Here is a 19,105-nt window from a genome sequence, read left to right on the forward strand (position 1 = left end):
CGGCCTGGGCGCACCGGTGGGCGGCGCGGGCGGTTGGCCGGTAAGGGGAGGCATTCCGGTCGGCGGTGGCGCGCCGCCACCGGGTGATCCGGGTGGCGAAAGCGGGGGAGCGCTCGGGGGCGGTGCGACCGGCGCGGGTTGCGCGGGATCGGGCTGCGGGCGTTCCTCTTCCTCGGGCGGTGCAGGCTTGTCCGGGAGTGCGACCGGGGGAGGTTGTTTCTGGTCGAGGAGATCCTGCAGGGCGTTGTGCGGCGGCTTCCAAGCCTTACTCGCCAAGATGCGCTCGGCGGTGCCGGTGACCACTCCGAGATTCGCCCCGTACGCGGTGCCCACCACCGCATTGATCGCGGTGGTCCGCTCGGCGGCCTCCAGAGACGAATCGTTTTCGAGCGCATCGATTTCCGCCTGCGCGGCCTCGACGATGTCGCTCACGTCCCACTTGGCCTGGGTGATCGAATCCGCGACATACCGGTTCCAGGTGATGACCGTCGCCAGGCCGTTCTGCAGCTTCGTCAGCTCATCGATGTTGGTGCCGAGTTCGGTATTGGCGGCGGCGGCGGCGCCCCCCGACCAGAACCCTCCGTCGAACAGGTCGCTTTGTTCGTGCTGGCAGGTCTCCAACACCTCGGTGACCCGCCGCAGCACATCGGTGTACTGCTGCGCGCGGTCGTAGTAGTTGTCCTCGTCCAGCTCCGGCCACGCGTCCGGGGCAAGCATCTGCCCGGCGTATTCGCTCGCCGGCTTCGCGACGCCCATCGGTTACTCCTCTCCCGGCGGCGCAAACCGACACCGCGGCCGCTGGGGGGTACCGGACATCATGGTTAGTAAGCGTAATCGAGGTTCGGCCAAGCCAACTGCGGCAAATTGCGCGGCCGCCGGCGCCGGCGGTGGGCGCAAATCCGCGGCCCGCACCGGGTTTCGCTCAGGTCAAGCCCAGGGTCTCTTTGAGCGAACCGGCGATTCCGGCCACCAACTCGATGAGCCGCTCGTGCTCGGCGTCGATCTCTTCGGTCGCGGCGGCTTGCGCGTGGCCGATCGCCTCGTTGATGCGCTCCATGACCGTCTCCGCGCCCAGCCGCAGCAGGCCGTCCTCGATATGCAAGCCGGTCAGGCACAGCCGCGCATTGAGTGTCACCTCGACGGTTTCGGATTCGTCGGTGGCGCTGAATGTTTCGGTGTCCCTGCGGTGCTGCTGATCTTCCAGCGCGGACTGGAACAGCCGCGCCTGCCGCATGGCCTCGGCCACCTGGGGATGCATCTCGACGGTCATTGGGGTCCTCACTTGTCGGGTGTGCTCTTGCGCGGGCGGTTCCCGATGACGCCCTCAGTCCATGCGCGCTCCTCGGTATAGAGCGATTCGTCTTCCGATTGCACGCGTTTGCCTTTGCCCTGGTTTTGGTTCTGGCCGGGGCCGCCCATCGGCGCCATACCGCCACCCATGCCGCCGCCTGCCGCGCCCGCCACGGCGGGCATCGCGCGGCCCGGTCCCCCACCCCCGGGTCCCGCGCCGGCCGGCCGCGACGCCGCTTCGGCATCCACCGCGGGCTGCAACGGCATCGATGGCACGCCGGCCCCGCCGCCACCACCCAACGACGCGGGCTTGAGTCCCGCCCCACCGGGCGCGCCGGCCCCTTTGCCCTTCAGCGCGTCCTGCATCGCGGCGTCCATGGCCGCCTGGTCCGGCGACGCTCCAGCCCCACCCATCCCCGGCGGCATGGTGGGCATCATCGGCGTCGGCGTCGGGGGAATTCCAGTTCCCCCACCGTCCAGGATGGGGTCGACGATGGTGTCGTCCCCGGGGGCGTTGGGGTCGGGCGGCGGGGCGATGTACTGGGCCCTGGGCGGCATCTTCGGACTCACCGGCGCCATCGGCAAGCCCGCGTTCGAAACGTAGAGCGCGAGTGACCGCTCGGATTTCGCCTGCAGACTTTCGTACCAGCTGATCGCCATGTACAAGTAGTGGCCGCCGTCTTCGGTGTATCTCCGGTACCACCAGTCGTTCAGTTCGACCTCGTAGTTCGTGGGGTGCTCGGCCTCGATTGCCCACGTCCCGTCGGGATTACGCGAGGCGGAGTCCCCGTACGCCACTCGCGCTTTCTTGTGCGCGTCGACGACCCTGTTGGCCTGGTTGCCGAGTGTGACGCACATTTGTGCGATCGAGAGGATCCACTCGCGCTGGGTGTCGAAGTTAGCTTCCACGAGGTCCCGCGCCTCGCCCTCCCAGGAAACGAAGGGGCGGAACCGGTAGGCCGTCTTCTGGAATTCGCGCTGAAACGCGTCCCATTCCTTCGCGAAAGCCCGGAAGGCCGCGCCCTGATCGCCGGCCTCGATGTCCTTGGCCGCCTGCCTGACCTCGTAGTACGGGTATTCGAACGTCGGCGGCGGTTTCAGCGGTGGCAGTGGATCGCGGGCCCAGCTTTGGTCTTGCAGGGCCGACAGTTCACCATTGGCTCCCGCGGCCGCCGCCGAACCCGAAGAAGACCCGTTTGTGCCGATGGCATCGATCGACGCCGCCGCCCCCTCGTCGACCTCTTCGTAGGCCTTGGCCGCGTTGCGTAGCGACTTGGCCAACGCTTTCCATTCGCGCTCACAGGTTTTCAGGTAGAGCCGCATCGCATCGGCCGACAGCGCGAGTTGGGTGGCGGCGTCGTTGACGAACGAAAGGGCGCATGGCGGCGGCGGATTGGTGGCGGGGACGGACGGCAGCGGGGCCTCGAGTTCGTCGGCGCGCTGCAGGAGTTCCTCGTACTCGACCTTCAGCATCTGAGTCACGTCGGCTCATTCTCCTTTTGCGCAAGCCGTCGGGGATTCCCGATGACCGCGGCCCGGCCCGGTCGCCCGGCGGTAGCCGATGCTGACCGCGCCACCGGCGCGTGACACGGACGCGGCACCACCGAAGACAGGATGCGGTGCGACCACCATCACCCCTTTCGTAGTGCCGGATCCCGCGGGCGGTGCAGGGTGCACATACCGCTCACGATGGTTAATCCTAAGTCACCAAACAGTGCCCACGCGCAGCAATTTGCGCCCTTGCTTTCGGCTCTTTTCGGGCCGAAATCGGCCGGTCTCAGGCCGCAGCCCGGCGGCATCCGGACGCCTCGGTCTCCCCTGACGACGCGGGTTGCCGACCGCGTTTCGGCGGCGTGGGGCGCGCTCCCGGCCGCCCGGAAAGGCGGTCGTTCTGCGTTAGGCTCACCGCAGCCATGAGACTGGACATCCACCTGCAAACCCATTCGGAGACGAGCGTGCACGGCGGGCACCGGTACGTCGGCGCCCCGAAAAGCGAAATCATGCTCAGGTGCACACAGTCGCTGGTCACCTCGATCAACGAAGCGTCGGGCGACATCCTGCTGCGCGTTTTCGACGATCACTCGTCGCCCGCCGCCATCGCTCCGCTGCACCGAATCCTCGACGGATGCCGGCATCCGGTCGAATTCGTCGCGCTGACGGATCGCGGCTACAACGCGTCCTGCGTGGCATCCTTCTCCAGGGCCCGTGACGACGCCCGCGACCTCGTTTACTTCGTCGAGGACGACTACCTGCACGCGCCGTCGGCCATACCGGAGATGCTGGAGGCCCATGCGTTTTTCAAAAACAAACGCGGCGGGGATGAAGTGGCCCTTCACCCATTCGATGATCCCGATAATTACCTCAGCCCGATATACAGCCGGCATGATTGCCGAATCCTGTACGGCCCCCGCCGGCATTGGCGAACGAACACGCACACGACGAATACCTGCTGGGTGGAAACCGCCACATTGAGGCGGAACTGGGAGCTTTTCGACCGGCTCGCCCGCTATTCGAGCACCCCCTACGGCCTCGAACATCACATCTTCGAGGAATCCACCATCAACAAGATCTGGCGCGAGCAGGTTTCGCTGTTCACCCCGCTACCGTCGATCGCCCTGCACCTTCAATACGCGGCGCAGAAGGACCCCTTCCTGGACTGGCAACGGTGGTGGGAGGCGGCAGCGTACTGAACGCGCCGCGTCAGGGCTCTCGGTTCTCGAACAGCGCGCAGTGACTTCGCTGTTCGGCCGCCTTGAACTGTCGGTAGAGCTTGAACCTGATCTCGCCGCCGGCCAGCCGCGTCAAAAACTGCTCGAGGCCGCCGAAGAGGTCGTCGTACTGCTCTTCGAGCACCGCAAGGCGCGAACTGGGACCTTCCGCCCGGTTGGTGTGCATGATCCGCAACGCCAAAACGGAAAGCCGGTCGACGATCGTGCCGGGCGTTTCGGTGTGCAGCGGCGCGGTATCGCGGGCATCGAGGCGCTCGAGCAGGCTCACGTCGATGTGCTCGACGGCCGCGTTGCGCCGGGCGTTGAGGTCGTCGATGCAACGTTTCCTGCGGGCTATCTCGCGGTCGTTGACGCCGGTGCGGCGAACAGCGTCTTCGTGATGCCACAGGGCGAAGTTCAGCGCGTGCACGTGTAGCGTCTTCGCCGAGATTCCTTGCCCCTCAATGGAAATCGCCGGCTCGGTGCAGTGCCACGCCAGCGCCCTGTCATAGAATTGGCGCGCGGTCGACAGCAGCCCCGAAGTGGTCGGGTCACCGCCGATGCGCCCGGGCAGCCGCCCGCAGAATTCGGAGTAGCTGATGGCCAGGTGCTCGAAATAGTTGCGGGGGTCGAGGCCAGGCTGCGGGGCGAAGACGATGTCGACTGCCTTGTTTGGTTGTCCGGTATCGGTCGGCAGCTCGCACTCGTTGACCTCCACCGATACCCGGGGGATGTGACCTGCGGGCGAATTCGCCTGCGCCGCAAGCTGTCGCAGCTTGGTCAAGACCTCGCCGGCCGCCGCGACGCGGACATACCGCGGCTGCAGGCCGGAGTCGCCGCCAGGGGGATGCCCCTCACAACCGCGAAGGGTACGGCCCCCGAGCGCGCCAACGCGCTGCTGGAGCAGCCGAATACCCGGCTCGAGCTGAGCGTGACAGCGCAGGCTCTGCATGCTCGCCGTCATGCGCGGCTCGCCATCTCGCGGACGGCAACATCTTCCAGAGCGCTGAGGGCCATGTCGACGGTGATGTCCGTCATGGCCGCCATGTGAATGTGCCGGTGCGGCGCGAACCGGAAGCCCCATCTGTCTGGGTGGGTGGGACCGTAGAGGCCCACGCCCGGAACGCGTGCCAGGTCGGCGGCATGCAGCATGCACGAGTCGATTCCCAGGAACAGGTCGGCTTCGGCGACCATGCCCATCGCGACGTCCAGCGGCGACCCGAGGTGCGGGATCACCCGGTCGCGCTCGCGGCCGACGTTGAGTTCTTCGGGTCCCATCCCGACGACCCAGACCACAAAATCACGGTGACGCACCAGGAACCGGTCCAACAGATCGATGAAGCGGGTTACCGGCCACCGCTTGTTGAGCGACTTGGTGTCGGCGTGCACGGCCAGGACCTTGGTCCCGGCGGGCAGGGCGGCGCGATGCGCCCGGATCTCCGTTTGCACGGACGCGGGGATGGGCACCGGCCCGGCATAGCTTTCGATCCGCGCGTCGGGATTGAACAGCCGCGCCAACTTGAACGTCACGTCGGCCGCGTGCGGCAGGTCCCTGGGCACCACGATGTCGTAGGCGTCGCTGGTCGGAAAGCCGATGCTGGTCGCGGGCGCCAGTCGCTGCCGAAGCGGACGGACGAAAACGTTCGACGGCACGTCCCACGGCACCGCGTCGATGAACAGGTCGATGTCGCCGATCTCCGTGACCAGGGCGTCGTAATCCAGAACTCGGTTCGACGCCGGTCCCAGCGGCGGCCCGAACGGAGGCGACCCGGTGATGTCGACGAGCCGCGCACCCAGCTCCCGGAAACACAGGTCGTAACTCACCTCAGGGCAGACCAGTGTCATTGGCGCACTGAACAATTCGGCCAGCGCCCGCAGCGTCGGCAAAACCAGGACGGAGTCCCCGATAAGGGTGGAGAAATAGACCGTGGGCCTACGCGCCTGCAGCAGATGCGTTAGCAGGCCACGCTCAACCGTTACCGAGTGACCGCCCTGCAGCACCGTGAGTTCGCTCAACCCGACCATCCTTTGCCGAGCTTAAACCCGCGTCGGGCATGGTGAGTGCACTAATTCGGAAGCTGACGCCTACGTCACGCGGCCGGCGAGCTCGTCCATCGCCGCCAGCACCTCGTCGACGGTGATGTCGGCCATCGTGGTCCTATCGACGTGCCGGTGGGGCCCGAACCGGAACCCCCACGTGTCGGCCCGCGTCGGGCCGAAGAGGCCCACTCCCGGAACGCGCGCCAGGTCGGCGGCGTGGAGCATGCAGGAATCGATCCCGACGAACAGGTCCGCCGCGGCGACCATGCCCATGGCGAGGTCGAGCGGCTGGCCGAGGTGGGCGAGGATCCGGTCGCGCTCGCGCCCGACGTTGAGCTCCTCGTGCCCCATGCCGACGATCCACGCGACGAAGTCGTGATGGCGCGACAGGAACCGATCCAACAGGTCGATGAATCTGGTGGCGGGCCAGCGCTTGTCCGGCCAGTTGGTGTCGGCGTGCACGACGAGCACCTTGGCGCCCGGGGGCATGGCGGCGCGGATCGACCGCGCCTCCTCCTGGACGGGCGGTGGTATGGGCACCGGCTGGGCGTAGGACTCGATGCGCAGCGAGGGATCGAACAGCCGGGCCAACTTGAACATCAGGTCGGCCGCGTGGCATTCCTCTTTGCCGATCACGACGTCGTAGCCGTAGTCGGCGACGAATCCGATGCTCTTCTTGGGCGTTATCCGCTGCACCAGCGGACCAATGATGGTGTTCGACAGCGCACTCCACGTCAGCGTGTCGATGAATACGTCGACGTCACCGATCTGGGCGGCCAGGGCGTCGAAATCGAACGGACGCCGCGACGGCGAAGGCGGGCCGGCGGATGCCGTGAACGGCAGTCCCGCGGTGTCGACGTGCCGCGGGCTGACCTCCCGAAAGCACAAGTCGAAGGCGACCTTGGGACAGATCATCGTGATGGGGGCGGTGAACATACCGGCCAGCGCGCGCACCGCCGGCAGCGTCAGCACCGAGTCCCCGATGTTCGAGACGAAACACAGCGCGGGCCTTGCCGCGTGCAACAGATCGGTCAGCGGCTCCGGCTCAGCGCGCACCGAATCGCGTCCGGGAGAACCGACATCTCGCTCGAAATCGCCCATGCTCCCGGCAGAGTCTAGACGCCAGGAGGGGCGTTGTCCCCCAATCCGAGTGGGCTGCGGCTCAAATCAGGCCGACGGTCTTCTGCAGCGAACCCGCGAGCTCGGTGAGGCTGGCGAAGAGCTGCGCCTGCTGCGCCCGCAACGCCGCCGAGGCGCCGGCCTGCGCGTTGTGCAGCGCCTCGTTGATGCGCTGCTGCACGGTGTGGGAGCCGAGGCGCAGCAGGCCGTCCTCGATATCCAGGCCGACGATGCACCGCTGCCCGTTGATGGTCACCTCGACCGTCTCGGTTTCGTCTGTGGCCGTAAAGGATTCGATGTGCGTCCGGCGCATCTGGGACTCGAGGGCCGAACTGAATTGGTGCAACTGCTCGAGCGCCTGCGCCACCTGCGGGTGCGCGTCGGGGCTCATGCGAAGAGTGCTCATGAGGAAGGTCCTTAACCTCGGCTGAGTCTTGCGCGTGGGCCGACTGCGCTTGGTCCACGACCGGCTCGAGTTTAAGGCGCCCCGGCCGATCGCGCGCGTCGAGCGGAGTCGCCGCGGCGGGGGTCAGGACGCGGTTCTGCCGGCCCCGGGCAGGGTCTGCTCGTAGCGGCTTTCCTCCGGCGCGCTGAGGGGCCGGATCGGCAGTTGCCGGTGCCTGGGAGTGCTGAGGGCGTTGTGCCGCAACGTCACCCGCTCGACCCCGGCGTGCCGGCCGAGGTAGCTCGTCGCGTGCGGCCACGCCACCTTGGCCTCCGGCCCGAGCTGCGCGCCGACCAGCTCGGCGAATTCCCGGAAGTGCGGGCCCAAGGTGACGGTGCCACCGGCGGCCACGGCCCGCAGGACGAACTGGGTGAACACCCGGGCGTCGCCCAGGTTGACGCTCACGTCGACGTCGTCGAACGGCAGATAGACCGGGTAGTGGCTCGCCGTCTCACCGACCAGCACGCCCGCCGACCCGATGGGCAGCTGACAGTGCCGATCGGAGACCAGGGTCTGACCCTGCAACGCGGCCCGCTGGCCACCGGACACCCGCTGGAACCCGCGGCGCTTTCCCGGCTTGTCTGCGGTGGTGAGCAAAACCGTGGACTGGGGCGTCGCCCCCGCCCCGATGCGGACCCGGACGATGGTGTGATCGGCGGGAGCCGCCCACCACACGTCCGGGCCGCCGGGCGCGGTGTATGCGGTGGTGAAGCTGTTGCGCCCCTTGATCGTCGACCATCTCTCCCGTTCGAAGCCGATGTCCGTGGCGCGGTCGTAGTCGTCGAAGCTGCGCCCGCACACCGCGTCGACCCCGTGCCTGGCCAGTTCGTCGGCGATCCGCGTCGTCGACGCCACCAGGTAGCGGACCAGTCCCGCCACCCCGGCGTCGCGCCGCCCGGCCGACTTGCGGTCGACGCGCGGATCGGCGCGGATGATGATCCAGGTCCGGCGGTGCGCCGGCGCCGGGTCGGAGCCGACCAGCTGCTCGTACATGCCCACCACGTCCGCCGCGGCCGTCTTGGCCACGCGATAGCCCGCCGAGACGACGTCGGCCTCCAGGTCGGGACAGTGCACGCACAGCAACTGCTCGAGCAACCGGGTGTCCACCACGTCGTCGGTGTTCGCCTTCCCGTCGACGATGACGGTCGGGGTGAACGGACGCGGGACGAGCTCGATGACGGCGACCAGGACCTTGCCCTTCCACCGCACGGCGACGTGGTCACCCGGCTGCACGGTGGCTCCCACGACGGGCTCCGACGGCGTATCCAGGGGCCGACGGCGGCGCACCAGCCAGGCGAAGAACGCGGCCACCCAGCCGAGCAACCGTCGACCGCGGAAGGTGACCAACGCCAGCAGCACCGCGACGCCCACGATGGTGGGGCCCGCCCAGGGGTAGCGCGTCTTCAGGAACAGCAGGATGCACGGCGGGGCCAGCACCCCCAAGAACAGCGCGTACACGGTGCTGAACCGGAGCCCCAGTGATCGCATCGTCGTCACCGCCGCCGCAGCGCTCGTCCGGCGAGCGCGGCCATTCCCAGCGCCAGGGTCAGCCCGATGATTCCCAGCGCCACGGCGGTGATGGGCCCGTGATCGGGCGGCGGCACCGGCACCGGGGGCTGGATCCGCTTCACCGACGGGGCGTTCCCGGCTCCCGCCGGGAGGTCCCAGGTCAGCGCCGCGACGGCGTCGACGACGCCCGCGCCCACCGCGTCGTCGACGCCGCCGCCGGGGTGTCGCGCGGTGGCCGTGATCCGATTGATGATCTGGGCCGGAGGCAGGTCGGGAAACTTTTGCCGGAGCAGGGCCGCCACGCCGGAGACGTACGCCGCGGCGAACGAGGTTCCGGCGATGGGGACGGGACCGTCCTTGCCGGGCAACGCATCCACCGGTTCGCCGTTGCCGCCGAGCGCGACGATGTCCTCCGCGGGTGCCGCCACGCCCACCCAGGGTCCGTTCATCGAGAACGGGCTCGGCGCCCCGTTCTGGCCGACGCCGCCAACGGCCAGCACCAGCGGCGCGTACCACGCCGGCGTGACGATGGTCTGCACCTGCTCCCAGCCGCGGGGGTCGTTCGGCCGGGACGCGTCGGGCGGGGGGTTCTGCGAGCAGTCGCCGCCGGTGTTGCCGGCCGCGACGATGACGACGGCGCCCTTGACGTTGACCGCGTAGTTGAGGGCGGCGCCCAGGGAGGACTCGTCCACCGGTTTGCGCACCTTGAAGCAGGCCGCCTCGCTGATGTTGATCACGCCGGCACCCATGTTGGCCGCGTGCACCACGGCGCGGGCGAGGCTGCGGACGGACCCGGCCGCCGGTGAGGCGTTCGGGTCGTTCTGGTTGTTCTGGTTGTCCTTGGCCTCGAAGGCCTCCGACGTCTGGCGCACCGAGATCAGCCGCGCGTCGGGCGCGACACCGACGAACCCGTCGGTGAGCGAGGGCCTGCCGGCGATGATGGACGCGGTGAGCGTGCCGTGGGCGTCGCAGTCGGAGAGGCCGTTGCCGTCGGGGACGACGAAATCGCCGCCCGGCTCCGCCGGGACCCGGGGTGAGGCGTCCACGCCGGTGTCGATCACCGCCACCGTGACCCCGGCGCCGGTCGCGAATCGCTGCGCCTGCCCGACGCCCAGGTAGGCGTTGGCCCACGGGGCATCGTGAAAGTTGGTGCCCGGCAACGTCAATGGCGCACGGCAGACGCGGCGCTGTTCCAGGGGCTGGTCGGGTCCGGTGGTGTCCGGCGGCACCGCGGCCGGGTCTATCGAGGGTGGGGCGACCGCGGCGGCGGGCGGCGCGGTGAGCAATACGAACATGAGCGCCACCGTGATCGGGAAGATACGGTGCACCTCCGGACACTCCAATCGCTTCGCCGCGGCGGCCGCACTGGCTCGCCGCGGGCCTGCGAGCATCCTAAGCTTTCCGGGCCGCGTCCCGAACGCTTTTTTAGGAGGCGATCACCAGACGATGGCGGCCATGTCGCGGTTGTCCGAACACACGCTGCGCACCGCGGCATCGATGTCGGGGGCGGTGATGATCTGCAGATCCTCGACCGTCACCGGCTGGCCCGCGCGCTTCTGGCCGACCACGCGGGTGTCCCGGAAACCCTCCGCACGCTCAATGACGTTGCGGGCGAACCGGCCGTTCTGCATGGCGTCGATGCCGTTGCGCCCGCCCGGAGTCGTGTAGTTACGGATCGTGGTGGCCGCGTCCAGGAACGTGGCCCGCGCCGCGTCGTCGAGCTTGCTGGCGCGCGGCGCGGCGTAGCGGTGCCCGATCTCGACGATCTCCGCGGGCGAATACGACTCGAACCGCAGCTTGCGGTTGAACCGCCCGGCCAAACCCGGGTTCACGGTGAGGAATTCGTCCACCTGGTCCTCGTAACCCGCGCCGATGAAACAGAAGTCGAAGCGGTGCGCTTCCAGCGCCACCAGCAACTGGTTGACGGCCTCCATGCCGATCATGTCGGGTGTCCCGTCCTGGTGCCGCTCGATCAGCGAGTAGAACTCGTCCATGAAAATGATTCGGCCCAGCGACTTTTCGATCAACTCGTTGGTCTTGGGGCCCGACTCGCCGATGTAGTGCCCGCAGAAGTCCGAGCGGCGAACCTCGCGAATCTCGGGGTGGCGGACGATGCCCATTCCGGCGTAGATCTTGCCCAGCGCCTCGGCGGTGGTCGTCTTACCGGTTCCGGGCGGTCCGACCAGCAGCATGTGGTTGGTCTGCCCCTCCACCGGCAGCCCGTGCTCGAGGCGCATCATGCGCACTTCGAGCTGGTCCTCGAGCGCCGACACCGCCTGCTTGACCGCCGCCAGACCGACCTGCTTGGCCAACAGGGCGTCGCCCTCGGCGAGCAGCTCGGCCCGCCGCTCGGCGGTGGCATCGTCGTCGAGCTCGTCTCGGCTCTTGGCCGTCGACACGTCCCAGCGGTCGGTGCGGCTGGCGATCGTCTCCTCGTCGGTCACCACCAGGTGCAGGTTCGGGTCGGCCAACGCCTCCTTGGCCGCCTCGGTGAGGACCCCGTTGATGGTCGCCTTGGACAACCAGACCTGGGCCTTGTCCTCCTCGCGTAGCTGGCGGTGCACCATGCCGCGGACGTACGCCAAATCGGCCACCAGCAGCGGGATATCGGCCGGCCCGATCGAAGCGGTCAGCACGTCCGCATCGAAGCGGCCCGACGCGTTGGTCTGCCCGATCACGTCGACGCGGTCCAGCCAATCCAGCGCCACCCGGCCCTGCCCGAGGTGCGCGGCCGCGTGGGCCGCCAGCGCGCAGATCGACGCCGTCACCGCCGACATGATGATGGCCTGTGGCGGCAGTTCTTCGGCGGCGGCCAGCAACACGTCCGGCCAACGCTGCGTGGTGTACATCAGGAACGCGCGGGCCAGCTGGTGCCACTGATAGTTGGCCCAGGAATCCAACAGGTCGCGGTTGGCCAGCAGCCGGTCCGCCTCGGGGTACTCCCCGGCGATGGTCAGCGCCGACGCCAACGCCAGCCCGACTTGCGAGGCGTCGGTCACGGTGATCCCGATGTAGGGGCCCAGCTGGATCTCGGCGGCGAGCGTCTGCCCGATGCGGGTGGTCTCGCGGTGCAACCATTCGCTGGCGGCATACAGCTTCTTCAGCGATGCCAAGGCGTTGTCACCGCAGGCGACGCGGCCCAGCCACGCGTCGGCCATCGACGAGTCGGCATCGGTGGCCGCGACGAACTCCGGCAGCGCCGCCGCCCGGCCCTGCCGGCTCTTGATCGCCATGGCCCGATCGAAATGCCTACGGGCAGTTTGTAAATCACCCATTGTGTGCGCTCTTCAAACTCAAACTCGCTGACGTACTAGAAAACCGACATGGTGACCGGGTCGAGGCTCACATAGCGGTTCTCGGCGCGGAACATGTCCATCTCGACGAGCCAGTCCTTGCCGGCCGCGCCGACCCGCACCGTGGCGGGGCCGATCTGCTCGATGATCACCTCGAAGTTGTGCCGCTGGCCCTCGGGCAGCCTCGTGCCCGACGGGGCGACGGTGATCACGGTAACGGGTCGCGGGGTCGGCGAGATCGGACCGACGTGCTCCACGACGCTGACCGTGGTGCGCGGCGCGGGCCGGGGCGTGCTGACGACGCTGATCTCCGGCATCCGCACGGTGGTCCATCGCGTGGTGTCGCGGGTGTGCACGCAGACGCGCTCGCCGGCGCCGGCGGTGCGGATCACGATGCGCTTGGCGATCGGGTCGTCGGCGGCCACGAAGACCCGCGACAGCTCACCGGCATCGGTGACCGGGATCAGCAGCCGGTCCCCGTTGCTCAGCTTGCCGATGAGCACGCCCGATGGGCCGATCTCGGTGACCAGGTGCTCGGGCAGGCGGCTGGGTCGCAGGGCGCGCAGGTAGGGCCGCGGCCCGCACATGTTGGCCGCGGCGGCGGCGGCCTGTTCCCCGTTGAGCCGGCGCAGGATGACGCTGGGCGCGGTGGGAGCCGGCGTCGGTGTGCGCACGGTGATGGTGGCGGTGCAGGTAGCGTCCGGATACAGGGTCAGGTTCTGGATGACCTCGTCGGCGCGCAGCGTCCAGGCCTGGGACAGCACGCGCGACGTGATCGCCTCCGGGGGATACGCGTAGGTCGTCATCCAGCCCGCCTCACCGCGGATGGCCTTCCACCTCTGCGTGTCCCCCTCGATCGCGTCGCACCCCAGCCGCCGATCGAGCTCGCCCAGGTCGGTGGCGGTGGCCACCTTCGCCCGCAACCCCTGGCAACGCAGCAGCCCCGCGATGCGCTGTGCCACCGAAATCGCCGCGGAGCCAACGGTTGTGCGCCAGCGCAGCGCTTGCGTGTTGTCGATGATCGACAGCCGCATGATCAGCCAGGTTTCGCGCCGGCCCGCATACGGCGGCGTGCCGATCTCCGAGTCATACACCCGCGGATAGTCCCCGATGGTGCCGTGCCGAGAGCCGAGCGAGACGACGCTGATCGAGTCGAGCTGCAGCCCCAACGCCTGCTGCATCATCGGCACCAGTTCCACCACGTCGATGACGTTGTCGGTCTCGACGGTCACCGAGCCGGTCACCGTGGTGGCCTGGTGCGCCCTGCCGAGCAGCTGCACCGCCACCACCGCGACACCGTCCTGCACCCGGACTCCACCGCCGGATCGGTTGTTGGCCACCGTGATTGGCACATCCCAGCGGATCGGGCGCCGGCCGTGCCGCCACAGCACCAGCCATGACCACGCCGGCTGACCCCACCAGCGGACGAACACCAGCGCGACGCCGACCACCACGGCGACCGCCGCGCCGCGGTAGCCGCCGGCCGCCCAGCTCGCCACCGCGAGCAGGAAGATCACCCAGACCCCGAGGACCCGCCGGTTGCTACCCGGGCTGAACCCGGTCAGCCTGGTCCTCACCGCGCCCGCCTCAGCCGCGCGGCGACCGTGGCCACCAGCACACCGGCGGCCACCGCGCCGATGAACCCGATGGCGACGTTGCGCGCCCGGTGATCGGCCGGCGGGGGCGGCGGGGCGGGCCGGATCACCCGGGTTTGCGCGCCGGGCGGCAGCCGGTCGCCCGGCGGGATGTTGAACGTCAGTGCCGCAACGGGATCCACCAGCCCGTAGCCGACCTTGTTGTCCACCCCCGCCGGCGGATTGTGCGCCGACTGGACGATCCGGTTGATCACCTGATGCGCGCTCAGGTCGGGGAACTTCGCCCGGACCAGCGCCGCCACCCCGCTGACGTAGGCGGCCGAGAAACTGGTGCCCCAGAACGGCATGTTCTTCTCGCCCGGCCGCGACGGCGGGTAGGCGTTGACCGGCCCGCCGCCCTGCGGCGACAGACCCATGATGTGGGTGCCGGGCGCCGCGACGCTCACCCACGGGCCCGACATGCTCTTGTCGAGCGCGGCGCCGGTCGCGTCGACCGCACCGACCGACAGCACGTAATCGGAGAACCACGACGGCGACGAGACCACCTTCACCTGATGCCAGTCCCGCGGATCCGAGGGATCCAGCGGGTCGTACATCGGGTTGTTGTTGCAGCCGGCTTCCCCGTCATTGCCGGCCGCGGCGACCACCACCGCGTCCTTCACGGTGGCGGCGTACCACAGCGCCGCGCCGAGCGCCCGCTGGTCGGCCGGGGCCGCGGCCGGCAGGCATGCGGTGACCGAAATGTTGATCACCTTCGCCCCCATGTTGGCCGCGTGGACCACCGCCCGCGCCACCGTATTGAGCGTGCCGGCTTTGACCTTCTCGTCGGAGTTGGGGTCTCCCGGTGGCGGATTGACCGGCTCAAAAGCCCTGGAGGACTGGCGGATTGAGATGATCGTCGCGTGCGGGGCCACCCCGACCACCCCGTCGGGCGCACCCGGCGGGAGCGGGGGCACCGCGGGTTCGTCCTCGGTCTGCGGGTCGGCCGGCCCGTTGGAGGCCGCGGTGGCGCCCCCGGCGGCGGCACCTCGACCGGGGTCGGCGGCGCCCCGTTGGCCGGCGGTGGTCCGGCGGGCGGGGGGAACGCCGGCGTCGACGGCATCGGGCGCGGCATCGGCAGGACGCCTTGCGGCGCGGCGGCGATGATCGAGCCCACGATCGTGCCGTGCGCATCGCAATCGGACAGGCCGTCCTCGCCCATGATGTAGTCACCCCCGGGCACGGCCGGCAGCCGGGGGTTGGGCGAGACGCCGGTGTCGATGACCGCCACCGGAACACCGGTGCCGGTGCTGTACTGCCACGCCTTGGTGATGTTGAGCAGATTGAAGCCCGGCGCCAGCTGCGCCACGTCGGGGTTTCGCACCGTGATCGGCGTCGAGCAGCTGTTGGCCCGCCGCATCGGTTGATCCGATCGGGGCGGCCCGTCCGGTGGCACCATTGCGGGATCCACCTGGGGCGGCGTGATCGCCTGCGCGGCAGGGATATTCGCGGACAGCGCGACGAGGGCGACGGCGCCGGCCACCGCCGCGGCCCTTTTCAGTGGCGAATCCACGTGAACAGCCCTCCCAGGGCCGCCGCGGCGGGCAGCAGGACGATGAACGCCAGCACTTCCACCCATTCCACCGTCAACCGGATAAAGGGTCTGAACCGCACCGTCGGCACCAACAGCGCCGCGGCCAGTCCGCAGGCGGCGAAGGCCGCCACCGCCGCCGCGGGCCAAAGCAGCCCGCTCGTAACGTCTTTCGGCTCGGCGAGCGCGTATTTGAGCACTCCGGCGCATACCGCGGCCGCCGCCCCGCAGGCCAGCGCGACGGCCTGGTATTTGGCGGCGAATCCGCGGCCCTGCGTGATGAAGATGCCCACCACCAGCCCGGCGACCACCAGCGCGAGCCAGGCCCACGGGCGCCCGGGCGTCAGCACCCCCCACACCGCGGCGGGCAGGACGAGCGACACCCCGACGCACACGCCGACCTGCACCGCGTTGACCAACCGCGCGGAGGCGGCGATCGCCGCGCCGCGCGCGGTGATGTCGGTCAGTTCGTTGTCCTCGTCCTCGGATTCGTCCTCGCTGACCGGGGAGACGGTGTCCACGGGCATGCCTTCGCGGCGCGCGAACAGGTCGCGGCCGGTGATCGACCCGAAGTGCGGCGGCCGCACCCGAGCCACCCAGAGCGCGATCAGCGGCGTCATCCGCACCAGGATCAGCAATCCGACCAGCACGCAGATGGCGAGCACCTGCGCCGAGGCCGGCCGGAACATCCGGACGAGGGCGACCGCGGCGAGGATCCCGCACACCGTCACCACCGCGGTGACGACCGCGGTCTGCCACCGCTTGCGCGTCATCACCCCGATGGCGATGGCCCCCAGGATCACGATCACCAGGCCGATCAACCCGTGGGCCGCCCCCAGCGCGCCGGGCGGCGCGCAGCCACCCGCGACGGCCAGCAGCACGACCGCGAGCCAGCCGAAGCCGCTGAACAGGTCGCGGCGCTCGCGCCAACCCCACCAGACCACCGAGGCCGCGACCACCAGCAAGACGCCGACGGCGCCGGCCACCGCGGCGGGGACGGGGCTGTCGGTGAACGTCCGCGCACGCAGCGTCAGCGCCACCACCACCGCCGCGGCCATGGCGATGATCGCGATCGCGGTGTGCGCGGCGGTCAGCGGCGTCACCGGGGCGAACATCCGGTCGCCGCCGTCGCGACCGAGCCACTTACCCATGGCCGCCAGCCCGGTCGACAGCGACTCGTACTGCGGTTCGAACGACTCGCCGTCGACCCGGGGCACCAGCACCAGGGTGTCGCCGTCCTGCACGCCGAGCTCGTCAAGGCTCTTGTTGATGTCGAGCCGCACCCCGTTGATCTTGTGCAGTTCGTAGCTGCCCGCCGGCAACGTAATGCCTTCGAACCCTTTGCGCTTCAGGTCGGCGTCGAAGAGCTCGACCATTCCCTCGAAGAATCCCTCCACCGGAATTCCGGCAGGGAAAACTTGGGAGCAGAGATGCTTCTCGTAGGAAATGTTGACCGCACAGCGCGCCGGGAAAGCGACCTTATGCGCTGATGTCACGGCGCCGTCCGCTCGGCATCTGGAATGTATTTGTCGGCCAACCCGGCGGTAATTTCAAAAAGCCGCAACCGCGTCTTTTTCTTCAATTCATGAACCGTGTCGATGAGTCCGCCTTTGGCCAGGTGCGGATCGAACGGCATCTCTTCGACAGTTGCGCCGACTTTGCTGAACCGTTCCGTCAGGTAAGCGAGCGCATCCTTGTCGGTGATCTCGTCGGTGTGGTTGATGATCACGGTGCTCCGCGAAACCAGCTCGTGGTAACCCTGTGACCGCAGATAGTCCACCGCCCGCAGCACCGGCCGGGACCGGTCGGCGGTGATGCCGGAGACGAACACGAGGGTGTCGGTGCTTTCCAGGACCGGCTTCATCACCTCGTGTTCCAAGTCGGGCGAGGTGTCGACGATCATCACGGTGTGCGTGCGCCGCAACCGCGACAAGACGCCGGAGAACATGGCCGGCACCAGCGGCCGGGGCTGGTCGGACGTGCGGTTTCCGGCGAGCACGTCCAGCCCGATCGGGTTCTGCCCCAAGTGTTCACGAATGTCCGCGTACCCCTGGACGTCGGTGTCGTTGATGATGGCGGTGTAGTCGCCCGGCGGCGACTCGTCGATGCGGTCGGCCAGCGTGCCGAAACCGGGGACGGCGTCGATCGCAATCACGTTCTGCGGGCGGCACTCTCGGAACACACCACCGATGCAGGCGACCATCGTCGAGACGCCGACGCCACCCTTACCCGAGACCACCGTGATGACGTACTGCCTACGGATGTGCCGCCGGATGCGGTTCTGCAGGTCACGGTAGTGCCGCTCGCTGGGCGATTCCCCGGGGTTTATTTTCTTAAATGAGATGACGTAGATGAATTTCCGCCAACCCGAGCCTGGAGGAATCTTTCGAGGCGCCGCCAGATCGGTAATGCGCATGGTGTCCGATACCGAATCGGGGAAGTTGCGGCTCCCTGACGGATCCCCCCGTCTGAGCGCCCCTTCGTCCGACATATTCGGGTCATTCCAAGGGCTCGTCACTTCGCGATGCTAACACGCTCGGCGATACCGCGTTTACCGATCAAGAGACCGTTCAAGCGCGTAAGGGGTTGCCATTCCACGCCATTGGTTTACTGACTTATCTTGGGTCAGTTGAGAAGTCGGCCCGTCCGGTCAGACCACCCGCCGATACGAGTACCACTCGTCGCCGGCGGGCAGGCGGCGAATGAGCCGCTGCACCGCGCCACTGATGTCGCTGCGCGACCCCGGCGAAAGGATCTGGTAGCGGCGCTGGCCCGAGATGACGTTCTCCACGCAGACCCGGCCGGCCGGGGTGTCGATGATGGACACGGTCGAATCGCCGACCGCGATCCGCGCCATCTCGTCCGGCCCGACGCCGGCCTGCAGGCCGACGATGTGCGCGTGCGCCGAACGAGCGGGATCGGCGGCCATCGTGACGATCTGCATCTGGTCGACGTCGAGGTTCTGGCCGAGCAGGAACTCCTTCAGGCCGGCAGCGTCGCGCACCGAGGCCAGCAACTGCTCGGTATCGAGCGTGACCGGCTTCAGCGGCGCCACCTCCGCCACCCCGCACAGCCGCTCGACCTGGCCCACCACCAGGTCGCTGGCGCCGTTTTCGTTGCTCGCAGTACCGGCGGGATAGAGGCGCACCAAGTCTTCGTGGCGTTCCAGCACCACCCACCAGGAGGCGAATCGGCAGATCGCCGCCCGGGTGGCCTCGCGCCCGGGGACCGAGATGTTGATCAGGAGGCCCAAGTCGCGCCGCAACAGCACGGTGAGCCACTCGCGAATCATCGGGTCGGCGTTGCCGGCCTCGTCGAGCGCGCCCGCGGCCGTCAACTCGGCCGCCACCGGGTGGCGCAGCGCGCGTTCGGGGGTGTCGAGCCGCGGTATCAGCGGGCGCAGTCCGAGCTCGGGACAGGTCTGCTCCACCCCGCAGACCGCCTGCAGCACCCACAAGCCGTCGACCGTCGTTGTCAGCATGTCGGTTTCCTCAGCGGGCAAGGGCGCCAAAGGTGGGGCATGGACGCGCGGCGCG

Annotated in this window: 14 protein-coding genes and 2 pseudogenes; 1 reads left to right on the forward strand and 15 read right to left on the reverse strand. The window is 68.8% G+C overall.

The features are described from left to right. From A5730_RS00645 to A5730_RS24545, 3 genes and pseudogenes are all read right to left on the reverse strand, one after another. Window positions 1-756 (reverse strand): annotated as a pseudogene (locus A5730_RS00645) (secretion protein EspK); the annotation flags it as partial. Window positions 757-922: 166 nt separating this feature from the next. Then, entirely contained in the window at window positions 923-1,270 is a 348-nt protein-coding gene (locus A5730_RS00650; RefSeq protein ID WP_055405264.1) for a YbaB/EbfC family nucleoid-associated protein, read from the reverse strand. A gap of 8 nt (window positions 1,271-1,278) precedes the next feature. Then, on the reverse strand, window positions 1,279-2,763 hold the full coding sequence (locus A5730_RS24545) for a hypothetical protein (RefSeq protein WP_067894211.1): 1,485 nt from the start codon (window positions 2,761-2,763) through the stop codon (window positions 1,279-1,281). 440 nt (window positions 2,764-3,203) lie between these two features. Here A5730_RS24545 and A5730_RS00660 point away from each other — a divergent pair, with 440 nt between their 5' ends. Continuing rightward, a complete protein-coding gene (locus A5730_RS00660) occupies window positions 3,204-3,980 on the forward strand; it encodes a hypothetical protein (protein WP_067894213.1) in 777 nt (258 codons plus the stop codon). Window positions 3,981-3,990: 10 nt separating this feature from the next. Here the strand turns inward: A5730_RS00660 and A5730_RS24065 are convergent, their stop codons facing one another. The 12 genes and pseudogenes from A5730_RS24065 to A5730_RS00720 all read right to left on the reverse strand — a co-directional run bounded on the left by A5730_RS24065 (window position 3,991) and on the right by A5730_RS00720 (window position 19,050). Then, entirely contained in the window at window positions 3,991-4,962 is a 972-nt protein-coding gene (locus A5730_RS24065; RefSeq protein ID WP_197506066.1) for a DUF4254 domain-containing protein, read from the reverse strand. Continuing rightward, window positions 4,959-6,014, reverse strand: a complete 1,056-nt coding sequence (locus tag A5730_RS00670) for a glycosyltransferase family 9 protein (RefSeq protein WP_197506068.1) — start codon at window positions 6,012-6,014, stop codon at window positions 4,959-4,961. Before A5730_RS00670 ends, A5730_RS24065 begins: the two co-directional genes overlap by 4 nt. A 69-nt stretch (window positions 6,015-6,083) precedes the next feature. After that, complete coding sequence (locus A5730_RS00675) at window positions 6,084-7,094, reverse strand: glycosyltransferase family 9 protein (RefSeq protein ID WP_197506070.1); 1,011 nt, start codon at window positions 7,092-7,094, stop codon at window positions 6,084-6,086. A gap of 106 nt (window positions 7,095-7,200) precedes the next feature. Next, on the reverse strand, window positions 7,201-7,563 hold the full coding sequence (locus tag A5730_RS00680) for a YbaB/EbfC family nucleoid-associated protein (RefSeq protein WP_231994586.1): 363 nt from the start codon (window positions 7,561-7,563) through the stop codon (window positions 7,201-7,203). Between the two features lie 123 nt (window positions 7,564-7,686). Continuing rightward, complete coding sequence (gene eccE, locus A5730_RS00685) at window positions 7,687-9,090, reverse strand: type VII secretion protein EccE (protein WP_067894348.1); 1,404 nt, start codon at window positions 9,088-9,090, stop codon at window positions 7,687-7,689. Between the two features lie 5 nt (window positions 9,091-9,095). After that, on the reverse strand, window positions 9,096-10,439 hold the full coding sequence (gene mycP, locus A5730_RS00690; protein WP_067894228.1) for a type VII secretion-associated serine protease mycosin: 1,344 nt from the start codon (window positions 10,437-10,439) through the stop codon (window positions 9,096-9,098). A 108-nt stretch (window positions 10,440-10,547) separates the two neighbouring features. Further along, window positions 10,548-12,386 (reverse strand): type VII secretion AAA-ATPase EccA, encoded by a 1,839-nt coding sequence (eccA, locus tag A5730_RS00695; protein ID WP_067894229.1) that lies wholly within the window; start codon window positions 12,384-12,386, stop codon window positions 10,548-10,550. Window positions 12,387-12,421: 35 nt separating this feature from the next. Continuing rightward, a complete protein-coding gene (gene eccE, locus A5730_RS00700) occupies window positions 12,422-13,981 on the reverse strand; it encodes a type VII secretion protein EccE (RefSeq protein WP_067894231.1) in 1,560 nt (519 codons plus the stop codon). After that, window positions 13,978-15,551 (reverse strand): annotated as a pseudogene (gene mycP / locus A5730_RS00705) (type VII secretion-associated serine protease mycosin). Before mycP (A5730_RS00705) ends, eccE (A5730_RS00700) begins: the two are co-directional and overlap by 4 nt. After that, window positions 15,536-17,065 carry a type VII secretion integral membrane protein EccD gene (gene eccD / locus A5730_RS00710; protein ID WP_067822339.1) on the reverse strand — a complete coding sequence of 510 codons (1,530 nt, stop codon included), beginning with the start codon at window positions 17,063-17,065 and terminating at the stop codon, window positions 15,536-15,538. Before eccD ends, mycP (A5730_RS00705) begins: the two are co-directional and overlap by 16 nt. Beyond that, on the reverse strand, window positions 17,062-18,087 hold the full coding sequence (locus A5730_RS00715) for a MinD/ParA family protein (RefSeq protein ID WP_156349415.1): 1,026 nt from the start codon (window positions 18,085-18,087) through the stop codon (window positions 17,062-17,064). The genes eccD and A5730_RS00715 overlap by 4 nt, the downstream gene beginning before the upstream one ends. A 132-nt stretch (window positions 18,088-18,219) precedes the next feature. Further along, on the reverse strand, window positions 18,220-19,050 hold the full coding sequence (locus tag A5730_RS00720; RefSeq protein ID WP_067894235.1) for an ESX secretion-associated protein EspG: 831 nt from the start codon (window positions 19,048-19,050) through the stop codon (window positions 18,220-18,222). Between the last annotated feature and the right edge of the window lie 55 nt (window positions 19,051-19,105).

The organism is Mycobacterium sp. ACS4054 (genome assembly GCF_001667275.1).
Classification (GTDB): domain Bacteria; phylum Actinomycetota; class Actinomycetes; order Mycobacteriales; family Mycobacteriaceae; genus Mycobacterium.

What these genes read in the sequence shown, in the direction of transcription:
- A5730_RS00650 (WP_055405264.1), bottom strand. Translation starts at nt 1,270, where the DNA reads ATGACCGTCGAGATGCATCCCCAGGTGGCCGAGGCCATGCGGCAGGCG.
- A5730_RS24545 (WP_067894211.1), bottom strand. Translation starts at nt 2,763, where the DNA reads ATGCTGAAGGTCGAGTACGAGGAACTCCTGCAGCGCGCCGACGAACTC.
- A5730_RS00660 (WP_067894213.1), top strand. Translation starts at nt 3,204, where the DNA reads ATGAGACTGGACATCCACCTGCAAACCCATTCGGAGACGAGCGTGCAC.
- A5730_RS24065 (WP_197506066.1), bottom strand. Translation starts at nt 4,962, where the DNA reads ATGACGGCGAGCATGCAGAGCCTGCGCTGTCACGCTCAGCTCGAGCCG.
- A5730_RS00680 (WP_231994586.1), bottom strand. Translation starts at nt 7,563, where the DNA reads ATGAGCACTCTTCGCATGAGCCCCGACGCGCACCCGCAGGTGGCGCAG.
- eccE (WP_067894348.1), bottom strand. Translation starts at nt 9,090, where the DNA reads ATGCGATCACTGGGGCTCCGGTTCAGCACCGTGTACGCGCTGTTCTTG.
- eccA (WP_067894229.1), bottom strand. Translation starts at nt 12,386, where the DNA reads ATGGGTGATTTACAAACTGCCCGTAGGCATTTCGATCGGGCCATGGCG.
- A5730_RS00720 (WP_067894235.1), bottom strand. Translation starts at nt 19,050, where the DNA reads ATGCTGACAACGACGGTCGACGGCTTGTGGGTGCTGCAGGCGGTCTGC.